20 protein-coding genes and 1 tRNA gene are annotated in these 21,144 nt (G+C 69.9%); 6 read left to right on the forward strand and 15 right to left on the reverse strand.

The window, feature by feature from the left end; all coding sequences use genetic code 11:
- Nucleotides 1–45 precede the first annotated feature (45 nt).
- On the reverse strand, nt 46–654 hold the full coding sequence (locus HF323_RS07550) for a TetR family transcriptional regulator (RefSeq protein ID WP_169581942.1): 609 nt from the start codon (nt 652–654) through the stop codon (nt 46–48).
- Between the two features lie 65 nt (nt 655–719).
- Here HF323_RS07550 and HF323_RS07555 point away from each other — a divergent pair, with 65 nt between their 5' ends.
- Nucleotides 720–1,910, forward strand: coding sequence for a low temperature requirement protein A (locus HF323_RS07555; RefSeq protein WP_169581943.1), 1,191 nt, complete (start codon nt 720–722; stop codon nt 1,908–1,910).
- Nucleotides 1,911–1,996: 86 nt separating this feature from the next.
- Here the strand turns inward: HF323_RS07555 and HF323_RS07560 are convergent, their stop codons facing one another.
- From HF323_RS07560 to HF323_RS07575, 4 genes are all read right to left on the reverse strand, one after another.
- A complete protein-coding gene (locus HF323_RS07560) occupies nt 1,997–2,452 on the reverse strand; it encodes an Hsp20/alpha crystallin family protein (protein WP_169581944.1) in 456 nt (151 codons plus the stop codon).
- Between the two features lie 87 nt (nt 2,453–2,539).
- Nucleotides 2,540–4,141, reverse strand: coding sequence for an L-serine ammonia-lyase, iron-sulfur-dependent, subunit alpha (locus tag HF323_RS07565; RefSeq protein WP_169581945.1), 1,602 nt, complete (start codon nt 4,139–4,141; stop codon nt 2,540–2,542).
- A 198-nt stretch (nt 4,142–4,339) separates the two neighbouring features.
- Nucleotides 4,340–5,140 carry an alpha/beta hydrolase family protein gene (locus tag HF323_RS07570; RefSeq protein WP_169581946.1) on the reverse strand — a complete coding sequence of 267 codons (801 nt, stop codon included), beginning with the start codon at nt 5,138–5,140 and terminating at the stop codon, nt 4,340–4,342.
- A gap of 35 nt (nt 5,141–5,175) precedes the next feature.
- Nucleotides 5,176–5,538: a methylmalonyl-CoA epimerase gene (locus HF323_RS07575; protein WP_169581947.1), complete on the reverse strand. Its 363-nt coding sequence runs from the start codon at nt 5,536–5,538 to the stop codon at nt 5,176–5,178.
- 146 nt (nt 5,539–5,684) lie between these two features.
- Between HF323_RS07575 and HF323_RS07580 the strand changes: the two genes are divergently transcribed.
- On the forward strand, nt 5,685–6,044 hold the full coding sequence (locus tag HF323_RS07580; protein WP_169581948.1) for a hypothetical protein: 360 nt from the start codon (nt 5,685–5,687) through the stop codon (nt 6,042–6,044).
- Between the two features lie 62 nt (nt 6,045–6,106).
- Here HF323_RS07580 and HF323_RS07585 read toward each other — a convergent pair.
- Nucleotides 6,107–6,179, reverse strand: a tRNA-Arg gene (locus HF323_RS07585).
- 96 nt (nt 6,180–6,275) lie between these two features.
- Nucleotides 6,276–6,917: an asparagine synthase gene (locus tag HF323_RS07590; protein WP_169581949.1), complete on the reverse strand. Its 642-nt coding sequence runs from the start codon at nt 6,915–6,917 to the stop codon at nt 6,276–6,278.
- Between the two features lie 91 nt (nt 6,918–7,008).
- Between HF323_RS07590 and HF323_RS07595 the strand changes: the two genes are divergently transcribed.
- The 4 genes from HF323_RS07595 (at nt 7,009) to HF323_RS07610 (ending at nt 9,325) form a co-directional block, all read left to right on the forward strand.
- Complete coding sequence (locus HF323_RS07595; protein WP_223169218.1) at nt 7,009–7,860, forward strand: SDR family NAD(P)-dependent oxidoreductase; 852 nt, start codon at nt 7,009–7,011, stop codon at nt 7,858–7,860.
- A 109-nt stretch (nt 7,861–7,969) separates the two neighbouring features.
- Nucleotides 7,970–8,167, forward strand: coding sequence for a hypothetical protein (locus HF323_RS07600; RefSeq protein ID WP_169581950.1), 198 nt, complete (start codon nt 7,970–7,972; stop codon nt 8,165–8,167).
- Nucleotides 8,168–8,322: 155 nt separating this feature from the next.
- Nucleotides 8,323–8,742, forward strand: coding sequence for a DUF4383 domain-containing protein (locus HF323_RS07605; protein WP_169581951.1), 420 nt, complete (start codon nt 8,323–8,325; stop codon nt 8,740–8,742).
- Nucleotides 8,743–8,752: 10 nt separating this feature from the next.
- Nucleotides 8,753–9,325, forward strand: a complete 573-nt coding sequence (locus HF323_RS07610; RefSeq protein WP_169581952.1) for a hypothetical protein — start codon at nt 8,753–8,755, stop codon at nt 9,323–9,325.
- A 91-nt stretch (nt 9,326–9,416) separates the two neighbouring features.
- Here the strand turns inward: HF323_RS07610 and HF323_RS07615 are convergent, their stop codons facing one another.
- From HF323_RS07615 to HF323_RS07650, 8 genes are all read right to left on the reverse strand, one after another.
- Nucleotides 9,417–10,361, reverse strand: a complete 945-nt coding sequence (locus tag HF323_RS07615) for an aldose 1-epimerase family protein (protein ID WP_169581953.1) — start codon at nt 10,359–10,361, stop codon at nt 9,417–9,419.
- Nucleotides 10,362–10,458: 97 nt separating this feature from the next.
- Nucleotides 10,459–13,437 (reverse strand): immunoglobulin-like domain-containing protein, encoded by a 2,979-nt coding sequence (locus tag HF323_RS07620; RefSeq protein ID WP_169581954.1) that lies wholly within the window; start codon nt 13,435–13,437, stop codon nt 10,459–10,461.
- A gap of 37 nt (nt 13,438–13,474) precedes the next feature.
- The gene (araA, locus tag HF323_RS07625) at nt 13,475–14,986 is read right to left on the reverse strand and encodes an L-arabinose isomerase (RefSeq protein ID WP_169581955.1); all 1,512 of its coding nucleotides are present in this window, start codon (nt 14,984–14,986) and stop codon (nt 13,475–13,477) included.
- 36 nt (nt 14,987–15,022) lie between these two features.
- On the reverse strand, nt 15,023–16,627 hold the full coding sequence (locus tag HF323_RS07630) for an FGGY-family carbohydrate kinase (RefSeq protein WP_169581956.1): 1,605 nt from the start codon (nt 16,625–16,627) through the stop codon (nt 15,023–15,025).
- Nucleotides 16,624–17,343: an L-ribulose-5-phosphate 4-epimerase gene (locus HF323_RS07635; protein ID WP_169581957.1), complete on the reverse strand. Its 720-nt coding sequence runs from the start codon at nt 17,341–17,343 to the stop codon at nt 16,624–16,626. Before HF323_RS07635 ends, HF323_RS07630 begins: the two co-directional genes overlap by 4 nt.
- A complete protein-coding gene (locus tag HF323_RS07640) occupies nt 17,343–18,413 on the reverse strand; it encodes a sugar ABC transporter permease (protein ID WP_169581958.1) in 1,071 nt (356 codons plus the stop codon). Before HF323_RS07640 ends, HF323_RS07635 begins: the two co-directional genes overlap by 1 nt.
- Nucleotides 18,410–19,495, reverse strand: coding sequence for an ABC transporter permease (locus HF323_RS07645; protein ID WP_169581959.1), 1,086 nt, complete (start codon nt 19,493–19,495; stop codon nt 18,410–18,412). Before HF323_RS07645 ends, HF323_RS07640 begins: the two co-directional genes overlap by 4 nt.
- Entirely contained in the window at nt 19,492–21,099 is a 1,608-nt protein-coding gene (locus tag HF323_RS07650) for a sugar ABC transporter ATP-binding protein (protein ID WP_169581960.1), read from the reverse strand. Before HF323_RS07650 ends, HF323_RS07645 begins: the two co-directional genes overlap by 4 nt.
- Nucleotides 21,100–21,144 lie beyond the last annotated feature (45 nt).

The raw sequence follows: 21,144 nt of genomic DNA on the forward strand, positions 1-21,144 counted from the left end.
CGCCCGGGAACGGCCCGGGTCAAGGGTCGATGCGGGTCGGCGAGATCACTCGAAGAGGTACCGCTGGAGAGTCGGCCCGATGCGGGCGACGAGCTCGTCGACGGATACCTCGGCGAGCGCCGGCAGCCGCAGCACGTAACGGGCGATCAGCAGGCCGGCGATCTGCGATGCCGCGAGCGTCGCGCGCAGGTCGGCGTCCTCGACCTCGAGGGCGTGCGCGATCCGCGAGAGGAGCTCGCGCGAGAGGAATCCGGCGAGCAGGGGCGTGGTCAGCTTGTTCCCGATCGCGGTCCGAAGCAGCACGACACCCCGGCGGCGCACCTCGGGCTGCTCCCAGGTCTCGAGGATGTAGCGGACGATCCGCACGCCGACCTGATCGCGAGGACCGGCGAGGATCTCGGGCAGCGCGAGATCCGGACGCATGGGGGCCCGGATCGTCTCGCCGAACAGGTCGGCCTTCGTTCCGAAGTGGTGGTGGACGAGCGCCGAGTCGACGCCCGCTCGAGCGGCGATCCCGCGGATCGTCGCGCCGTCGTAGCCCGCCTCGCCGAACTCCTCGACGGCGGCCGCCAAGATCCGCTCGCGCGCGTCGGACTCGCCGGCGCGCGGCCTGCCACGCCGCCGCTTCGGCGTGGGAACGACGTACTCCGCCACGCGCACAGCCTACGACTGCGATCCGGCGACCGGGCACGCGTCCGGCACGGGTGCCATGATGAGGCATGGCCTTCGGGATGTCCCGCAATGTGATGCGGCCGACGGACAGCCCGCGGGCGGATCGCGTCACCTACGTCGAGCTGTTCTTCGACCTCGTCTTCGTCTTCGCGCTGACGCAGCTCTCGGCGTATCTGTACGAGAACCAGACGCCGATGGGCGTGCTCGAGGGCGTCATCATGGTGTGCGCGCTGTGGTGGGCGTGGGTCTCCACGACGTGGGTGACCAACTGGCTCGATCCGGCGAAGCTCCCGGTTCGCGGCGCGGTCATCGCGCTCGCCTTCATCGCCCTGCTCATGAGCGTGTCGATCACGGAGGCCTTCGGCGAACGGGCCTGGACCTTCGCGATCGCCTACGTCCTGCTTCAGGTCGGCCGCACGATCTTCATCGTGTGGGCGACCGCGCGACACGACCCGTCGGTGTCGAAGGACTTCGCCCGCGTGCTCGTGTGGACGGGTGCGAGCGCGTCGCTGTGGATCATCGGCGCCGTGCTGCCCTTGCCCTGGCAGCTGCCGCTGTGGGTGGCCGCCCTCGGACTCGAGCTGCTCGGGACCCTCCTCGGGTTCCCGGTTCCCGGTCGAGGCCGCGTCCTCATCGGGGCGTGGGATCTGTCCGGCCCGCACATCGCCGAGCGCACGGCCCTGTTCGTGCTGATCACACTCGGCGAGACCCTGCTCGTGACCGGCTTCACCTTCGCGGGAAAGGAGTCGTCGACCGAGACGATCGCCGCGATGGCCGCGGCTTTCCTCACGGCGGCCGCGGCGTGGTGGATCTACTTCGACCACGGCGAGCGCATCGGCTCCGAGGCCATCGAGGCCTCCGACGAGCCGGGCCGGCTGGCGCGCACGGCCTATACCTGGATCCACCTGGCGATCATCGGCGGCATCGTGCTGGTGAGCGTCGGCGACAAGGAGGCCCTCTCGCACCCGCACGAAGCGGGCCTCGCGCCGACCGTGGCCGTGCTCGGCGGCCCCCTGCTCTTCCTCGTCGGGACGGTGCTCTTCCGCCGGGTCCTCGAGGAGCGGTGGCCGCGCACCCAGCTCGCGGGCATCGCCGGGTTCGCGACGCTCGCCGCCGTCGCGGTGGTCGTCTCCCTCGACGCGCTGCTGATGTCGATCCTCGCCACCGCGCTGCTCGTGGCCGTCGCGATCGGCGAGACGGTGGAACGAGTGCGCCGTGGGCGTCGGGCGGGCGGCTGACGCCGCCGGGAAACGAGGGTCGCCCCGGCCTCGAGGGCGCGGGGCGACCCGTGTCGGAACCGGCCGACCGGCTCAGGACGGACGAGTCACTGCTCGATCGGCTGGTGCTCCTCGGTGCTCTCGTGCGTGCGCAGCACGGACGAGCCGCTCTGCGAGGCCACCTCGATCTTGCGCGGCTTCGCCTTCTCGCTCACCGGGATGGTGACGCTCAGCACGCCGTTGTCGTAGCTGGCCGAGATGCGCTCGGTGTCCACTCCCTGGCCCAGGCTCAGCTGACGCAGGAAGCTCGCGCCCTCGCGCTCGCGGGTGATCCACTTGACGCCCTCGCCGGTGGGGACGGAGCGCTCCGCGCGGATCGTCAGCAGCTGACCGTCGACGTCGATGTCGACCGAGCCCGGATCGATGCCGGGCAGATCGGCGGTCAGCACATAGTGATCGCCGTCGCGGTAGAGGTCCATCGGCATGAGTCGAGGACCCCGGCGCGGGTCGAGCAGACTCGACGCGAGGCGGTCGAATTCACGGAACGGGTCGTACGTGGCCATGATGATCTCCTCTCGAATCAATGGGTTGAGTCGACTCGACTCAACAATTCAAGATTAGCACTCTCCATGCACGAGTGCTAATGGATGTCAGCACTCGATCACGTTGACGGCGAGGCCGCCTTCGCTGGTCTCCTTGTACTTGTGGGACATGTCGATGCCGGTCTGCCGCATGGTCTCGACCACCGCGTCCAACGAGACGTAGTGCGAGCCGTCGCCCCGCAGCGCGAGGCGCGCGGCTGTGACGGCGGTCGACGCGGCGATCGCGTTGCGCTCGATGCACGGGATCTGCACGAGTCCGCCGACCGGGTCGCACGTGAGGCCGAGATGATGCTCCATGGCGATCTCCGCGGCGTTCTCGATCTGACGGTTCGTTCCGCCCATGACGGCCGTGAGGCCCCCCGCGGCCATCGCGCACGCCGAGCCCACCTCTGCCTGACAGCCGCCCTCGGCACCCGAGATGGACGCGTTCGCCTTGAACAGCGAACCCAGCGCGGTCGCGGTGAGCAGGAATCGACGGATGCCTCGGCGGCGGTTCGCGTCCGCGACGGCCGCCTCATCCCACGCGGCCGCCTCCTCCGGCGCGGCAGCGTGACCGTCATAGCCCAGCAGCGCGCTGCCGACGAGCTCGCCGTAGGGCGTGACCGCGTTGCCGGCGCCGAGTCCGGAGTCGGCGAGGAATCGCCACCAGTACATCGCGACGGCGGGGACGATGCCGGCGGCGCCGTTGGTGGGCGCCGTCACGACGCGTCCACCCGAGGCGTTCTCCTCGTTCACGGCCAGCGCGAAGGCGCCGAGCCACTCCCCCGGGAGCTCCCGCCTGCCGTCGGACTCCGCCTCCTCCAGCTGCGCGCGGATCGAACCGGCACGGCGCTTCACCTGCAGCATCCCGGGCAGCACCCCGTCGGCGTGCAGGCCGGCGTCGACGCAGCTCGCCATCGCGTTCCAGATCGCATCGAGGCCGGCCGCGATCTCCTCGTCGGTGCGCAGCGCCTCCTCATTGATGCGCGCGAGCTCGGCGATCGTGAGGCCGCGTTCGTCGCACAGCGCGAGCAGCTCCTCGGCGCTTCCGAAGTCCAGCGGGAAGCCGTGGGCCTGCACGCGCGGCGGCTCGCCCTCGCGGCGGATGAACCCGCCCCCGACGGAGTAGTAGGTCTCGCGCGCGAGCAGATCGGCATCGTCGGCGCCGCCGGGAATCGCCGCCAGCGGCAGGTAGGAGTCGCCGGTCGTACGGACGGCGGCCGAGGCATCCGTCACCGCACGGCGCGGCCTCCCGGCAGACGCCGACGCCCAGGCCTCGAGCATCATGGCGTTGGGATGCCCGGGCAGGCGCGTGCGCGGCTCGAACGCGATGTCGTCCTTCCCGAACGCCACCGACCGCGTGCCGTCGAGCAGCAGGTCGCCTCCGTCGGTCCACGAACTCCACGCCGCACGCACATCGTCGGGATCGGCTTTCTCCGGGGTGAGGCCCCTGAGGCCGGCGACGACGGCGTCGGGAGTCCCGTGTCCGATGCCGGTTGCGCCGAGCGAGCCGTAGAGCGTGCAGGTCACCCGCTCGACGCGATCCAGGAGGGCGGCGTCGCGAAGGCGTGCGACGAAGTCGAGGGCGGCCCGCATGGGTCCGACCGTGTGGGAGCTCGAGGGTCCTACGCCGATGGAGAACAGCTCGAACGCCGAGACGTAGGCGCTCACCCCTCCAGGCTACGCGTTCGGTCGCGCAGACTGCGCACCGTGATCACATCGAGACGAGCAGGATGCCTCGACCCGGGCACGGCCTCCAGGCACTGTGCCGGAGTGAGCGGGAATCGCACGTGAGCGCGGGCCCTCGGAGGCGGGTTTCGCCGAAGCCGGACCGCGTGGCGCGACCTGGGGTGGGAGGACAGAGCGGGCTCAGCCGGTCGAACCGAGGAATTCCACGGCGGCCTGGCGGAACACGCGGGAACCGGGCGCATTGAAGTGGTGGCGATCCGGCAGCTCCACGAAGTCGCCGTGCGGCGTGGCCGCGGCCAGCGCACGGGACCGCTCGAGGATGGCGTCCTCCGTGCCGGTGGCGAAGAGGATCCGCTGCTGAGGCGGATCGGCGGGGTCGGGATCCGCGTCCCCCAGGCGCATGCCCTCGGCGAGCGCGACGAGGGCCCGCAGGTCGTTGCCGGGCACCCGCTCGGCGAGGGTGACGTAGTTGTGGGTGACCTTGTCCTCGACAGGTGTTCCGTGCTCTGCGTAGGCGCGGGCCTGGTCGATCTGCAGTCGCGCGAGGGGACGGCCGTCCGGGATGCCGCCGAGCACCGCGCGCTCGACATGCTCGGGCGCGTTCACCGCCAGCTGCCATCCCACGCGTGCCCCGAGCGAGTAGCCCGCGTACAGCACGGAGTCGAGCAGGTACGTGTCCAGCACGGCGATCAGGTCGGCGGTGAGGGCGTCCATGCCGTAGGCCTCGGCCTCGTGCGGCTTGTCGCTCGCGCCGTGCCCGCGCTGGTCGACCCCGAGCACGCGGAACCCGGCGCGCGTGAGATCTCGCACCCACCCCGTGTTGACCCAGTTGTCCCGGCAGCTCGACGCGAAGCCATGGACGCACAGGACGGTCGGCCCGTCGCCGTCTCCCCACACATACGTGGCGATGCGATGCCCCTCTGCCGACATCACGAACTGCGGGGCGGGCATCTCGGTCAGGGCGGGGAACGCGGAATCCACCGGCTCATTCTCCTCGCTCCCGGGTGACCGTGGTGCTAAGGCTGCTGGAAGGAGATGAGACCCACCGTGTTGCCCTCGGAGTCGCGGATGAACGCCTGCCACTCCTGCTGCCCCGCCGGCCCGAGCGTGTCGTCGTCGTGCGTGAAGATCACGTGCGGCTGCGAGACGACCTCCGCGCCCTCCAGCCGCTCGAGCGCCTCATGGACGTTGTCGACATGAAGGTACACGAGCGAGGAGGGCGCGCGGCGATCCAGCAGCAGCCGCACGCCGTCGAGATCGAAGAAGAGCAGGCCCGGCGGATCGAACAGCGCCGTCGGCTCACTCTCGAGGAGGGCCGAGTAGAAGTCCGACGCACGGCGGAGGTCGTCGGCGTGCTGAGCGATCTGCACGAGTCTCATGCCGCACATTCTCACGCGCTCCCCTGCGCTCGCGCCAGCGGCGATGCTCGCCTGGCCAGTTCGCGACGCCCGCTTGTCGCCGGGGTTTCGCGACCCGATAATGACAGGAAGCGAGCTTGGACAGCGTCTGCCGGGAGGGGTCGGGGATGTCCTTTCACGACAAGAGCCTCCTCGAGGAGTGGGTGGAGGAGTTCCGCGGGCTGGGCTATCGCAGTGCCAGCACGATTCGCGTGATGGCACAGGACGGCGGCGACGGCGACGACACCGGGCTGGTCGGCTTCCGCCTGCCCGGTGCGCCCACCGAGATCTATCTTCAGCCCGCCGACCACGACTCCGCCGCCTGGGTGGTGACGTTCGAGCCCCGGGAAGACACCGTCACGCTCCCCGCCGGCACGGTGCAGATGCTGTCCGACGAGATGACCGTCCTGGCTGCGCTCTGCTCGTTCCTGCAGGGCAAGTCGCACGAGCTGACCATCGCCCACAGCGCACCGGAAACGCGCGAGTAGGGGGCCGGAGACAGAAGAAGAGCCGGCGAACCGGCTCTTCTCAGTACTGTCTCAACACAGTGCGCGCCCGAAGGGACTCGAACCCCTAACCTTCTGATCCGTAGTCAGATGCTCTATCCATTGAGCTACGGGCGCATGTCATCCGCTCTCGCGCACAACGTCGTCAAGAATACCTCACGCCCCGGCGCCACGCGAATCGAGCCCGGCCGGATGCCGTGCCGCGCGCGTCTCTCAGGATTCGAGCTCGCTGAGATCGACCCCCGCCGCGCGGGGTGCCTCGGCCGGCACATCGGCCGGGGCATCCGTCGCCGCCTCTCCTTCGGCTTCGACCTCGGCCAGGTGACGTCGGTGCGCCGCCAGGCGAGGCAGGTCGACGAGCCGCAGCGACTGCATGCGCGCGGCACGCAGCTTGTCGTAGTCGGGGTCGAGGTCGGGTCGCATGCCCTCGACGCGCAGCCGCCGCTGGAGGTTTGCCTCGACGTCGCCCCACGCGGCATCCCTCGACTGCTCCACGAGCGCGCGGACGGCGTGCGGATCCTCGGCGATGCGCCGAAGCTCCTTCGCCACGCCGACGTACTGACGGTGGCGCTTGCGGAGGTTGCGCATATCGCGGTCTCGGTAGTCGTGCGTGCCGTCGGGATCGGTGAACTTCCCCCACGCCTTCTTGCGCAGCTTCTTGGCGAGCGCCGCCGCGGCCTCCTGCTCCTCGGCGAGCGCGATGAGCGTGTCGTGAGCGAAGGGTGCGAACGCGCTCACCTCGAACGGTGCGTCGTGCGCGATCGTCTCCACCAGGATGTGGTTGCGGACCGCGAGGCGCGCCGCCGCGGACGCGATGGACACGCCCTCGGCGATCGCCTCCGCGGTCTTGCCCATCGCACCTCCCGTATCGAGGCTAGCGTCCGCAGGTGCCCGCGATGTCCGCGAGAATCGTAGACGCGGGTCGACGACGACGAGGGGGACGGTCATGGCGCGGATGCGACGACTGGAGGTGCGCGGCAGGACCACGGTGATCACCGGAGCGGCGAGCGGAATGGGCGCCGAGGTCGCACGGGAGCTGGACCGGCGCGGCGCGCGTCTCGCGCTCCTGGATCGCAACGCCGAGGGCCTGTCGACACTGGCCGGCGAGCTCTCCGGCACCGGACACACCAGCCACGTGATCGACCTCACCGACGATGCCGCCGTCTTCTCACTGGCGGGCGAGATCGAGGCATCCCACCCGCGCGTCCAGGCCCTGATCACATGCGCCGGGTCGTCGATGCTGGGCAGCATCGATCAGCTCACCATGGCCGAGATGCGCTGGCTCATGGACGTGAACCTGTGGGGCACCGTCAACATCACGAAGGCCCTTCTCCCCGCGCTGCGCACAGCGCCCGCGGCGCACATCACACACCTCGTGAGCATCTACGGCCTCGCCGCGCCCGCGGGACGCATCCCCTATGCGATGAGCAAGTTCGCCGTACGCGGCTTCACGGAGTCGCTGCGCCACGAGCTCGAACGCACCTCGGTGTCTGTCGGCGCGATCTACCCCGCGGGCGTCAAGACCGGGATCATCCTGCACGGCCGCTACGCCGCCGCGATCGAACCGGCGGTCGCGCAGCGGGCCGCCACCGCACAGGCCGCGATGTACCACACCGACCCCGCGGACGCCGCGGCGCGCATCGTCGAGGCCACCGTCCGACGACGCGCGCGCACGATGGTGGGCCGCGAGGCGCGCCTGGTCGACATCCTGTCGCGGGTCGCGCCCACCCGGTACTGGGCGCCGATGCGCCGCCCGCTGCGGGCAGCCATCGACACGACGACGCCCGTGGAGCCCTGAGCCGCGAATTCCCGCCCTTAGCAATGTCGGCCGCCCGGCGCAAGACGCTTATTCCGCGCACGGCATGGGCCTAGCGTCAAGGACACGATCCTTCACGAAGGGAGCTGTCATGGGATTCATGGACGACGCGAAGCAGACCGCGGAAGCCGTCGGCGAGAAGATCAAGGACACGTGGGAGGACACCTCCGACCGTGTCGGCGACAAGCTCGACGAGATGAAAGCCGACGCCGAAGTGAGGAAGGCGGAGGCCGAGCGCGACTCGGTGCACGCTCGCAACGACATCAAGGAGGATCTGCGGGACAACTGATCCGCAGACTCCGCCGCGGTTCCCGCGGCACCCGGCCGGAAGGGCCCCGCAGTGCCGGGGCCCTTCGTCGTATCGGCCGCGGTCCAAACCGATCCGTCGAAGGATCCGAACAACACCCAGATGCGGCATCCGCCGCCAGAACAGGAGGAACGCTCATGCGCTCGTCACCGAATCGCCTCGTCGCCACGATCTTCGGCGCCGTCTACCTCGTCGTCGGAGCGCTGGGCTTCGCCGTCACCGGCGGCGTCGGCTTCATCGCGACCGAGGGCGGACTGCTCCTCGGCATCTTCGAGGTCAACCCGCTGCACAACATCGCGCACCTGCTGATCGGCGCCGCGCTGCTCATCGCGGGCCTCAGCAACGTGCGCGCCGCCAAGACCGTGAACATCATCATCGGTGCGGCCTACCTGCTGCTGGGCGTCGTCGGGTTCTTCCTCGACGGAACCGCGCTGAACATCCTCGCGCTCAACACGTTCGACCACTTCCTGCACCTCGCCAGCGCGCTGGTGCTGCTGGGTGTGGGCCTGGGTGCGGAGCGCACCGTCCGCTCCGACGTCCCCGGACGCACGGTCTGACGTCGAGCGCATGAGCACCGCGATCACCACGACGCAGCTCCCGTCCGGAGCGTCCCCACGGGCGCCCCGGACGGGGCTTCGCGGGGCTGCCGCATCCTGGGCCGCCGTCGCCGCGTGGGGCGCGGGGCTCATCCAGCTCGCGGTCGGCGCCGGAGCGCTGCCGCAGGGCGGTGCCGCCCGGGGGGCCGGCATCGCCCTGCTCGCGCTCGGGGCCGCCGCACTCGTATGGGGGGCGACGACGCTCGCCCGCGGACGCATCGTCGTCCCGCGGGCGGGCGTCGCCGGCGCGCTTCTCGGCATCACCGCCGCGACTGTCGCGCTCGCAGCCGATCCGGTCCGAACGAGCGTGATCGCCGTCGCTGCCGCGGTCGCGCTCCTCCTGTCGATCGCGCTGGCCTGCGCCGGTCGCATGCGCGCGCTGGCGCGGGGCGGATCGGATGCCTCACCCCCGCGGCTCTGGGCGATCCTGGTCGCCGCAGTGCTCGTCGCCGGCCTCGTCACCCCCGCGCTGGGCGCGACCGAGGCGGGCCGGAACGCGACCGGTCACGGAACACACGGGGTCGTCGACCCCGGCCATCACTGAGGCGGTGCCGCCGTATCGGCGGGTCGAGGGTGCCGCCTGATCCGCCGGTGCGGCGATGGTGGGGCGGTGCCTCTCCTCCCGGATCGGATGGTCAGCCGATGGCTCCGATGCGCCACGACGCCTGCGACTGCGCGCCCGGCTCGAGCGTGATGAGTCCGCTGTCGTAGCTGTAGGCCGCATCGTTGAACGCATCGGGCGCGCACGTCATGGGCTCGACCGCGAGGCCGAGGCGACTCTGCGCCGGGTCGGGCTTGTCGGCCGTGTGGATCTGCACCCACGGACACGAGGCATCCCACGACATCTCGACGCCTGACCCGCCGTCCGCTGTGAGGCGGACGGTGGCGTAGCCGGACTCATCGCGCAGAAGACCCGAGTACGCGTGGTCGATCTCGACGCCGCCGATGCCGCGGGCCGAGCGGAAGTCGAACCGCGCGGGGTCGTCGGCGTCGACCGCGACGAGGTCGGTCGGGATGAGGCGGTCAGGCGTCACCGCGAGCACGTCGGTCGCCGGCAGTTCGAGCGTCCACTGGTCGACGAGCCCCTCGCCGGCAACGAGGTACGGATGCGGACCGGTGCCCCACGGAGCGGCCTCGTCGCTCTCGTTGCGGGCGGTGACCGTCTGCGTGAGGCCGTCGGGCCCGAGCGAGAAGGTCGTCGTCACGACGACGCGCCACGGGTATCCCGTCTGCGGCTGGATGACCGCGGAGAGTGTCACGTGGTCGGGCCCCTTGTCGACGGCCTCGAAGTCCAGCCACGATGCCAGTCCGTGCAGGGCGTGAGCGCGGGCCGGCTCGGTGAGCGCGACCTGCCGCTCCACGCCGCCGAAGCTGTAGCGCCCGTCGACGATCCGGTTCGGCCAGGGAGCGAGCGTCGCGCCGCGGTAGGACGGGCGCACCTCGTCGGCGCCGAACGGCACGACCAGGTCACGCCCGCGATGCGTCAGGGACCGGAGGGTCGCGCCGATGCTGGCGATGACCGCCTCGTAATCGCCTGCGCGGAGGGCGTGCTGCGTACCGGACATCGGGATTCGTGCCATGGAGGGGTCCCCTGAAGGTGGTGGATGGAGGCGGTCCCAGTATCGCGTGAGCGGCGCAGGTCCCGCGAACGGAGTCGCGGGACCTGCGCCGTGCGTCCTACTGGCAGGTGGCGGCGGCGACCGTCACGGTCGACGCGTGCGTGCGCCCGTCGGTCGCGGTGCCGATGATGCTCACGGGGTCGGCCGCGATCGATGCGGCGCGGGTCGTGAAGCTCGCCGAGGCGGTCTTGCCCGCCGCGACGGTCAGCGTCTTGCTGCCGTAGCGGCCGGCGACCGTCACGGTGGCCGTGACAGCGTCGGCGTTGGTGACGCTGACGATCTCGGTCACCTTGCCCGCCACGCAGCGCGTCGTGCCGGTCGCTGTCAGTTCGAGGCCGAACGTCACGGCCGGTGAGGTCGACGGGGTGACCAGGTTGTCGGAGTAGCCGTCGTATCGCGCCGTCACGGACGAGACGCCCGCAGGCACCTCGACGCTCGCCGCGCCCTCGTCGAGGGTGACCGTCCTGCTCCAGTCGCCGCCCGAGAACGTGACCGTGCCGGCGACCTGGCCCTTGTCCGCCGCAGCGACCTCGGCGGTGGCCGTGCGTCCGTCGGCGGTGAGCGTGGTCGTCGAGCCGACGGCCTTCACGTCGGTCCATCCGCGCATCGCGTCGAGCACGGTCTTGGTGACGCTCACGAACGCGCCGTGGCGAGGGCTGGCGGGAAGGCCGCCGGCCGGACGCACGACCCACTCCGCGCGCTGCGACAGGCGGTTCGACTGCTCGCTCGAGGCGATCGCCGCACCGGTCGTCACGAAGGCGCGGTAGCCCCCGGCGCTGTAGTTGTCCACGAGGAACACGTAGCCGTCGCCGGTGTTGTTCGGGTCGCCCTCGTTCAGCTTGACGATCTCAGGCCCCTCGCCGGCCTGACCGGTCTCGAGGGTCGTCATGCGCGTGTCGGTCAGCTGCCACGTCGTCTCGGGGTCGGCCGACCAGTTCGACGAGGTCGTGGGGGCCGTGAGGACCTTCGAGCGCTCGAGGAAGATGTCCTTCCCTGCCTCGAGGGTTCCGGCGGCGCCGCCCTCCTCGTTCTTGGTGAACCGGTAGTAGTAATCCCCGATCTTGGTGACGGTGGAGTCGATGCGGGCGTAGCCGGTGTCCTGCCAGGTGGCCGGCGGGTACGTGAACGTCTTGAAGTCGCGCGTCAGGACGTAGAACATGCGGGCGTAGAGCTTGTCGCTGTTCGTGTGGGTGGCGTCCGAGTACAGGCGCGACGCGAAGAACACCACGTACGACTGCAGCTCGTCATCCCAGTAGGCCTCGGGGGCCCACGTCATGCCGGCCTCGGGCTGGTTGATCGTGATGCCGGCGTTCTGACCGTTCGTCCGGGACCAGTGCACGAGGTCGGTCGACTCCCACACCTCGATCTTGAGGCTGCCGTTGGACTGCGCGGGGCCCCATCCGGTGCCGCAGCTGATGCAGAGATCGGTGGCGACCATGTAGTACTTGTCGCCGTCCTTCGACCGCAGGATGTACGGGTCGCGCAGGCCCTTGGTGTCGGCGGTGGACGTGATCACCGCGTTGCCGCCGTTGACCGGGGAGAACGTGAAGAAGTCGTTGCCCGACGTCGCCGCCTGGTAGATCTTCTCGTCGCCGTCCGACTTGAAGTACGCCGCGGCGTATCCGGCGTCAGGAGCCCAGCGACCCACCTCGGCCACCGTCACGTCGAACGTCCGCTGCGCGGTCTGGCCGTTCAGCGTGGCGGTCGCAGTCAGCGTGACCTCGCGGTCGCCCTCACCGTACGCGGGACGCGAGACGAGCCCGCCGCCGCGGAAGGGGTCGGCGGCACCGACGGCCGGGGCCTGGTACGAGGCATCCGTCGGCGTGACCAGCGCGGGATCCGACGACGTCCACGTGATCGACGCGCCGTTGACGGCACCCTTCGTGGCCAACGGCAGGTTCTCGGTGGTGCGGGCCGCGAGCGAGATCGCGTCGAGATCGGCAGCCACGTTCGGCGCGAGCACCGTCACGTCGAACGTCAGCGTCGAGCCGAGAGACGTGGAGGCGGTCAGCGTCGCGGTGGCATTCTCGGTGATGGTCCGAGAGACCACGCCGGTCGTCGAGATGAGCGACGGGTTCGACGACGACCACGCGAGCGTGACGCCGTTGACCGACGCCGGAAGCGTCAGGTTGCTCGAGACGCTGTCGAGCGAGGGGTTGGCACCGAGCATCGCCGCAAGCACCTCGCCGCGCAGCAGCGCCGCGGTGGCCGCCGACTTCTCGGCGGCCGTCGGCATGCTCGACGAGACCTCCTCGGAGGTCAGCGCCACATCCCAGATCTTCACGTCGGAGACGTCGGCGCGCAGCAGCGCGTCGCCCTGGTACAGCGAGCGGCCGAGGTAGCCGAGCACGTTGCCGGCGGGGATGATCGAGCTGAGCGACCGCGTGTGCGTCAGCGTCGAGATGACGGCGCCGTCGCGGTACAGCGTGAGCGTGCTGCCCGAGCCGACCATCGTCAGGGTGGTGAAGCCGGGGTTCAGTCCGCCACCGGCGGGCATGCGGGTCTCGCCGTTGTCGGTGCCGCTCTTCACGCGGATCGCCGCGAGCACCTGGTTCGTGTATCCGCCCTGCGCCGACCGCGGGCTCAGGAAGATGTGGTTCCCGAGCTGCGTCGTGTTCCACGGACCGACGCCGTCGCCGATGACCCAGCCGAAGTGGTTCGCCGACGTCTGCGTGGTGACCGTGTACTCGACCGTGAAGTCGTTGTCCGTGCCGGTGATGAGCCCCTTGGGGAGCGCGGCGTACCCATCGGCCTTGAAGCGCAGCACGTCGTCACCGCCCGCGTCTGCGAACGACGCGTCGGTGAACCCGGTCAGCGCCGCGTGGCGTGCGTTGCCCGACACATCGAGCAGCGACGTGCCGGAGTGCGACATGTCGTAGTGCGCGGTCGGCGCCGGCACGACGGCGGCGTTCGCGGCCAGCGGGGCGGTGAAGCCCATGACCGAGACCGCGAGTGCGGCGGTGACGGATGCCGCGATCGCGCGGCGCCCGGAGCGCCGACGCGATACGCGCGTGGACGGGTATGGCTGTGGTCTCATCGGTGAGCCCCCTCGGGTCGGGTTTGTCGTGACTCGCTCAGATGCCCTGGGCGAGTCGGTAGTACGCCTGGTTCCACCGCAGCTCGCGCTGGAACGAGCGCACGGTGGTGTCTTCGTCGATGACGACGAGTTCGGTCTTGGCGATCTCGGCGAAGTCGCGGAACACCTCGATGCCCACCGCGGTGGTCATCACGGTGTGGTGGGCGGCGCCGGCGGCGAGCCAGCACGCGGCGCTCGTGGCGAAGTCGGGTGCCGGCTCCCAGACCGCGCGGCCGACGGGCAGCTTGGGCAGGTCGGGGGCGTCGACGTTCGTGACGACGTTCGCGACGAGGCGGAACCGGTCGCGCATGTCGCTCATCGCCACGACCAGGGCGGGGCCGGGGTCGGCGGTGAAGACCAGGCGCACCGGGTCGTCCTTGCCGCCGATGCCGAGCTGGTGCACCTCCAGGCGCGGCGTGGCCGTGGTCAGCGAGGGCGAGACCTCGAGCATGTGGGCGCCGAGGATGCGCTCCGAGCCGGGGACGAGGTCGTAGGTGTAGTCCTCCATGAGCGACGCTCCGCCCGGCAGGCCCGCGCCCATGACGTTGGCCACGCGGACGAGGATCGCGGTCTTCCAGTCGCCCTCGGCGCCGAACCCGTAGCCCTCGGCCATGAGACGCTGCACCGCGAGACCGGGCAGCTGCTTGAGCGCGCCGAGGTCTTCGAACGAGGTCGTGAACGCACCGAAGCCGCCCTCCTCCAGGAACGAGCGCAACCCGAGCTCGATCGCGGCGCCGTCGCGCAGCGACTGGTGCCGCTCCGCGCCGGGCGTGAGCTCGTCGGCCACGTCGTAGCTGTCGAGGTAGACCTGCACGAGCGCGTCGATGTCGGCATCCGCGACCTGCTCGACCGCCTCGACGAGCTCGTTGACGCCCCACGTGTTCACCTGCACCCCGAAACGCAGCTCCGCCTCGGTCTTGTCCCCCTCGGTGACCGCGACGTAGCGCATGTTGTCGCCGAACCGGGCGAGCTTGAGGGTGCGCGCGGCGGCCCAGCCGGCCGCGGCGCGCTGCCAGTCCTCGACCTGCGCCACCACGGCCGGGGTCGACACGTGACCGACGACGGTCTTGCGGGCCACGCCGAGCCGGGTCTGGATGTACCCGAACTCGCGGTCGCCGTGCGCGGCCTGGTTCAGGTTCATGAAGTCGAAATCGATCTCCGCCCACGGCAGCTCCACGTTGGCCTGCGTGTGCAGGTGCAGCAACGGCTTCGCCAGCGCATCCAGACCCGCGATCCACATCTTCGCCGGGCTGAAAGTGTGCATCCACGCGATCACGCCGATCACGTCATCACGCCCGTTGACCTCGAGAGCGAGGCGCCGGATCGAGTCGGAATCCTTCAGCACCGGCTTCCACACCACCTTCACCGGCAGCCCGGCCAACCCCTCGGCGACCGCCTGCGACTGCTCGGCGACCTGACGCAGCGTCTCCTCGCCGTACAGGTTCTGACTGCCGGTGACGAACCACACCTCGTACTGATCGAGAGAGGTCTGGAGAGGCTGACGGGTCATTGCGGGGTCCTTTTGGGTTCTTGCGGGGTGGGGGGATCAGAGGGCGGTGACGGCTGCGGACTCGACGGCGAGCCCGGCGCGATAGCGGCTGAGATAGGCCGCGAACCCGGGAACGTCCTCGGGGTCGGGCTCGGCTGTCTCGAACGAGGCCGCGCCGAAGACGCGCTCACGCAGGTAGGCGTCGAGGCTGAGGTCGCCGGCAGCGGACACGTAGGCGGCGAGCACGGCGATCCCCCAGGCGCCGCCCTCCGATGCGGTGTCGGCAACCGCGACGGGCGCGTTCAGCGCACCGGCGAGGAAGCGCTGTGCGACGCCGGCGGTGCGGAAGATGCCGCCGTGCGCATACATGCGGTCGAGTGCCACGCCCTCGTCTTCGAGCACGCGCATCCCCAGCGCGAGCGTGCCGAAGACACCGTAAAGCTGCGCACGCATGAAGTTCGCGAGCGTGAAGCGGCTGTCGGGGGTGCGGACGGCGAGCGGCCGCCCCTCCGTGAGCCCGGCGATCGGCTCGCCGGCCAGGTGGTTGTACGCCAGCAGGCCGCCGGCATCCGGATCGCCGTCCAGCGCCTCGCGGAAGAGCGCGCCGAACACCTCGTCGGCCGCCAGGCCGGCACCCGTCACGGACGCGAAACGGTCGAACAGGCCCACCCACGCGGCGAGCTCGCTCGCGCCGTTGTTGCAGTGCACCATCGCGACCGGATCGCCCGCGGGCGTCGTCACGATGTCGAGCTCGTGGTGCACGCGCTCGAGCGGGCGCTCCAGGACGACCATCGCGAAGATGCTCGTGCCGGCGCTGACGTTGCCCGTGCGGGGGGCCACCGAGCAGGTGGCGACCATGCCGGTGCCGGCGTCGCCCTCGGGCGGGCACAGCACAGCGCCGGGGCGCAGCGCGCCGGTGGGATCGAGCAGCTCAGCCCCTTCCGCCGTGAGCTCTCCGGCCGCCTCACCGGCGGCCAGCACCTCGGGGAGAAGCTGCTGGAGCTCGAGGCCGTAGGCGCGCTCGGTGACGAGCCGGTCGAACTTCTCGAGCAGTTTCGCGTCGTAGTCGTGGGTGGCGGGGTCGATCGGGAACATGCCCGATGCGTCTCCGACGCCGAGCACCTTGCGCCCGGTGAGCTTCCAGTGGACGTAGCCGGCGAGCGTCGTGAAGAAGCGCACCCGCGAGACGTGGGGTTCTTCATCCAGCACCGCCTGGTAGAGGTGGGCGATCGACCAGCGCAGCGGGATGTTCACGCCGAACAGCTCCGACAGCACCGCCGCCGAGCGCTCGGTGTTGGTGTTGCGCCACGTGCGGAACGGCGTGAGCAGCTCCCCGTCCCCGTCGAACGCGAGGTACCCGTGCATCATCGCCGAGACGCCGATCGCGGCCACCGACTCCAGCGCGACGCCATGGCGGGTGCGCACGTCGGCGACCAGATCCGCGTACGCGGCCTGCAGGCCCGACCACACGTCGTCGAGCGCATACGTCCACATCCGGTCGACGAAGCTGTTCTCCCACGCGTGGCTTCCCACCGCGAGCACCGTCGAGGGGTCGTCGGCGAGCACCAGGCACGCCTTGATGCGGGTCGAGCCGAGCTCGATTCCCAGCACGGCACGACCGTCACGGAGAGCGGATGCCGCGGCATCCGTCGTCACGCTCACTGCGCCGCCTCGGCATCCCGACGCTCGTCGCCCGACTGCCCGTACACGTTCTGGTACCGGTCGTAGAGGCGGTCGATCGCCTCCTGCGGGATCGGGATCAGCGGACCGGCCTCACGCGCGTAATGCACCGTACGGGCGACGTCCTCGACCATCACCGCCGCCTTGACCGCATCCTTGGCCGAGACCCCGATCGTGAACGGGCCATGATTCTGCATCAGCACCGCACGCGAGCGGTGACCGGTCAGCGTCTCCACGATGCCGCGACCGATCGAATCGTCGCCGATGATCGCGAACGGACCGACCGGGATCGGCCCCCCGAACTCGTCCGCCATCGCCGTGATCACACACGGGATCTCCTCGCCCCGCGCCGCCCACGCCACCGCGAACGTCGAGTGCGTGTGCACCACTCCCCCGACACCGGGCATATTCCGGTACACGTACGCATGCGCCGCGGTGTCGCTCGACGGGCTGCGGTCGCTGCCCGGCGTCCCCGGCACGACATTGCCGTCCAGATCGCACACGATCATGTTCTCCGGCGCCAGGTCGTCGTACGACACCCCCGACGGCTTGATCACGAACAGATCGGCACCCGGCACGCGGCCCGACACGTTCCCACCCGTCCAGACGATCAGGTTGTACCGCACCAGCTCGGCATGCAGGCCCGCGACCTCAGCGCGCACCGCGTCGATCGACGCCTTCAGTTCCGCGCTCGCCATCAGTCGGCCCTTCGCCGCGTGAGGACGCGCTGCAGGAGCACGAAGACCAGGAGGACCGCGCCGGTGATGATCGTGAGGTACTCGGGGTTGATCGTCCCGTCCTTCGTGATGATGAGGCGGAGCGCCGCGATCACGAACACGCCGACGACCGAGCCGAGGATGTACCCGTAGCCGCCCGTCAGGAGCGTCCCGCCGATCACGACAGCCGCGATGGCATCGAGTTCCCAGCCGATGCCGGTGACGTTCTGCGCTTTGCCGCCGACCTCGGCCGTGTAGACGACCGCTGCCAGGCCCGACAGAGCGCCCGAGATGATGTAGATGCCCACGCGCGTCCGAGCGACCGGCAGACCCATCAGTCCGGCCGACGCCTCGTTGCCGCCGATCGCGTACACCGTGCGTCCGCCGCGGCTGCGATGCATGAAGAACATCCCACCCAGCACGACGAGCACCGCGATGAGCAGGCCCGGGGTGATGGTGAGGTCGTTGACCTTCGGCCCGTCGATGATCTTCCAGTCGGTGGCCAGGAGGTGGATCGGCGAGTCGTCGGCGGCCTGGACCGGCGTGGTCGAGAGCATCGAGGCCAGTCCGCGCGCGAGGAACATCATCGCGAGCGTCGCGATGAAGGGCTGCACGTTGAAGTACTGGATCATGACGCCGGCGATCACGCCGAACACCGCGCCGAACAGGATCATGAGCAGCATCGAGACCCAGCCGTTGATGCCGATGTTCATGAGCATGACGCCGGCGACGGAGCTGAACGCGACGACGGCGCCGACCGACAGGTCGATTCCGCCCGACACGATCACGATCGTCATGCCGACGGCGAGGATGATCGTCGGGGCGAAGCTGATCAGCAGGCTCGACATCGTTCCCGCGTGGAACACGCGGCCGTACGCGACCTCCGCGTAGATGAGCATGCCGAAGAGCAGCACGAGCGCCGCGAGGGTCGGGATGAGCGTCTGGTTGCGTTCCCACAGGCGCGCGAGGCGCGCGGCGCCGGCGTTGTTCCTGTGCTCCGGCAGGTCGGAGACAGGGGGTACTGCTTCGACGAGCGTGCGTGACGAGCTCATGCGACGACCTCCTTCGAGACGGGTGCGGCCTGTTCCGGCGCCGGCGGCGTCGGTGCGCCGGGCGTGCGCGGCGACTTCCTCCGCATGAGGGCCCACGAGCGCACCCGCTCGGACTGCAGCAGGACGAGGACGATGATGACGAGCGCCTTGAACGCCGGCGTCGCCGCAGCGGGGATGCCGAGGAAGAGCACGGTCTTGTTCAGCGTCGCGATGAGGAGGGCTCCGACCGTGGATCCCACGATCGAGAACTTGCCGCCGGCGAGCGACGTGCCTCCGATGACGACGGCGAGGATCGCGTCGAGCTCCATCAGGTTGCCGGTACCGCCGACGCTCACCGTCATCACTTCCGAGACGCTGAACAGACCGCCGACGGCGGCGAGCGCCGCGGAGAGGATGTAGACGCCGAACAGGATCGGCCGGGGCCGGATGCCTGCGAGACGGCTCGCGTGCGGATTGATGCCGATCGACTCGATCATCAGCCCGAGCGCGGTGCGACGCATCACGAGGGCGATGAGGACGACGATCGCGATGGCGAGCACGAAGCTCGTGGGGATGCCGAAGATCTGACCGTTCGCGAGAAGGCGGAACGGCTCATTGGTGGCGTTGGTGTTCTGCCCGCCGGTGATCACGCGCGCGATCCCACGCGCGGCGAGCATCATGATCAGGGTCGTGATGAACGGCTGCAGGCCGATGACGGAGACCAGGAAGCCGTTGATCGCGCCGAGCACGATCGCGAGCGCGAGCGCCAGGCCGATCGCGGTGAGCATCGCCCCGATCGGCGATGAACCCTCCAGATTCGCCAGCGTCTCCATGGCGACTGCCCCGCCGACCGCCATCATCGAGCCGACGGAGAGGTCGATGCCGCCCGTGGCGATGACGAAGGTCATGCCGAGCGCGATCATGATGATGGGCGCCGACACGCGCAGGATGTCGAGCACGTTGCCGGTGAGCATCCCGGTGGTCGGGTTGACGCTGACGGCGAGGTATGCCGGGTTCTTGAGCGTGTTGATCAGCAGCAGCAGCGCGATGCCGACGATCGCCCAGAACCAGGGCGTGCGCAGTGCGGTCTTCACGCGGTTCATGACGCGCTCCCTTCGTGGGCGGTGGCGGATTCTCCTGCGGCGACCTCGGTCGCCAGGGCGTCGGCGGTCTTCTCCGCCTCCTCGCCCGACTCGGTGGCGATCACGGAGACGATGCTCTCGGCGGTGACTTCCGGTCCGTTGACGACCTCGCCCACCTTCTGGTGGTCCTTGAGGATGACGATCCGCTCGGAGAGACGGACGACCTCCTCGAGCTCGGAGGAGATGAAGACGACGCTCATGCCGCCTTCGGCGAGGTCGGCGACGGTCTCCTGGATGTCGGCCTTGGCGCCGACGTCGATACCGCGGGTCGGCTCGTCGAGGAGGAGGAGATCCGGGTTGGTGGCCAGCCACCGGCCGAGCAGCACCTTCTGCTGGTTGCCGCCGGAGAGAAGCCGGATCGGACGGTCGGGGTCGTTCGGGCGCACGCTGAAGCGCTCCATGTAGGTCTTGACCAGCTGGTCGACCTCACGCGCCGGGACCCGGCGGAGCCAGCCGCGTCGGGCCTGCACCGCGAGCATGATGTTCTCGCGCACGCTCAGGTCTCCCACGATGCCGTCGTCGCGGCGGCTCTCCGTCGAGTAGGCGATTCCCTGGGACAGGCCCGCCACGGGCGAGTTCAGCGAGACCCTCTTGCCGCGGATCTCGATCGTCCCGGTGTCGGGCTTGTCGGCGCCGGCGATGAGCCGCGCCAGTTCGGTGCGGCCGGCCCCGAGCAGGCCCGCGAATCCGACGACCTCACCGGCGTGGATCTCGAGATCCGTGGGTTCGATGGCGCCCTTGCGGCCGAGGTTCTCGGCAGCGAAGAGCGGCGTGACGGTGCGGTCGCGCTGCTGTGTCTGCCGGTTGGAGCCGAGCGCTCGGAGCGACTCGAAGTCCTTGCCGATCATCTTCGAGATGAGCTGCGTGCGATCGAGGTCGCGCTTGAGGTACTCGCCGACGAACTTCCCATTGCGCAGGACCGTGATGCGGTCGCTGATCGCGTAGACCTGGTCGAGGAAGTGCGAGACGAAGAGGATCGCGACACCCTGATCGCGGAGTCGCCGCATGACGTCGAAGAGCACCTCGACCTCGTTCGCGTCGAGGCTCGAGGTCGGCTCGTCGAGGATGAGCACCTTGGAGTTGGTGACCATCGCACGGCTGATCGCGACGAGCTGCTGCATCGCGATGGAGATCGATGACAGAGGTGCGTGGGGGTCGAGGTCGCCGAGGCCCATTCGGGCGAGGGCCTCACGCGCGCGGGCGTGGGTCTTGCGCCAGTTGATGCCGGTCCAGTCGCGCACCTCGTGCCCGAGCATGACGTTCTCGCCGATGCTGAGGTTCGTGCACAGATTGACTTCTTGGTAGACGGTGGAGATCCCCGCAGCCTGCGCGGACGCTGTGCCGTTGAAGTGCCTCACCTGCCCGGCGACGACGATCTCGCCGGAGTCGATCTGATAGACGCCCGTCAGCGCCTTGATGAGGGTGGACTTGCCGGCGCCGTTCTCGCCCATGAGGGTGTGGACTTCGCCGGGAAGCAGCCGGAAGCTGACGTCGTCGAGCGCCTTCACTCCCGGGAACGTGATGGACGCATTGCGGACTTCGACGATCGCAATCGGTTCGAGCATGGCTGCGTGGTTCCTTCTTACTGCGGGGCGGTGCTGAAAGGAGAC

The sequence above is a fragment of the Microbacterium sp. MF43 genome, from assembly GCF_012847295.1.
In the GTDB taxonomy this organism is placed as follows: domain Bacteria; phylum Actinomycetota; class Actinomycetes; order Actinomycetales; family Microbacteriaceae; genus Microbacterium.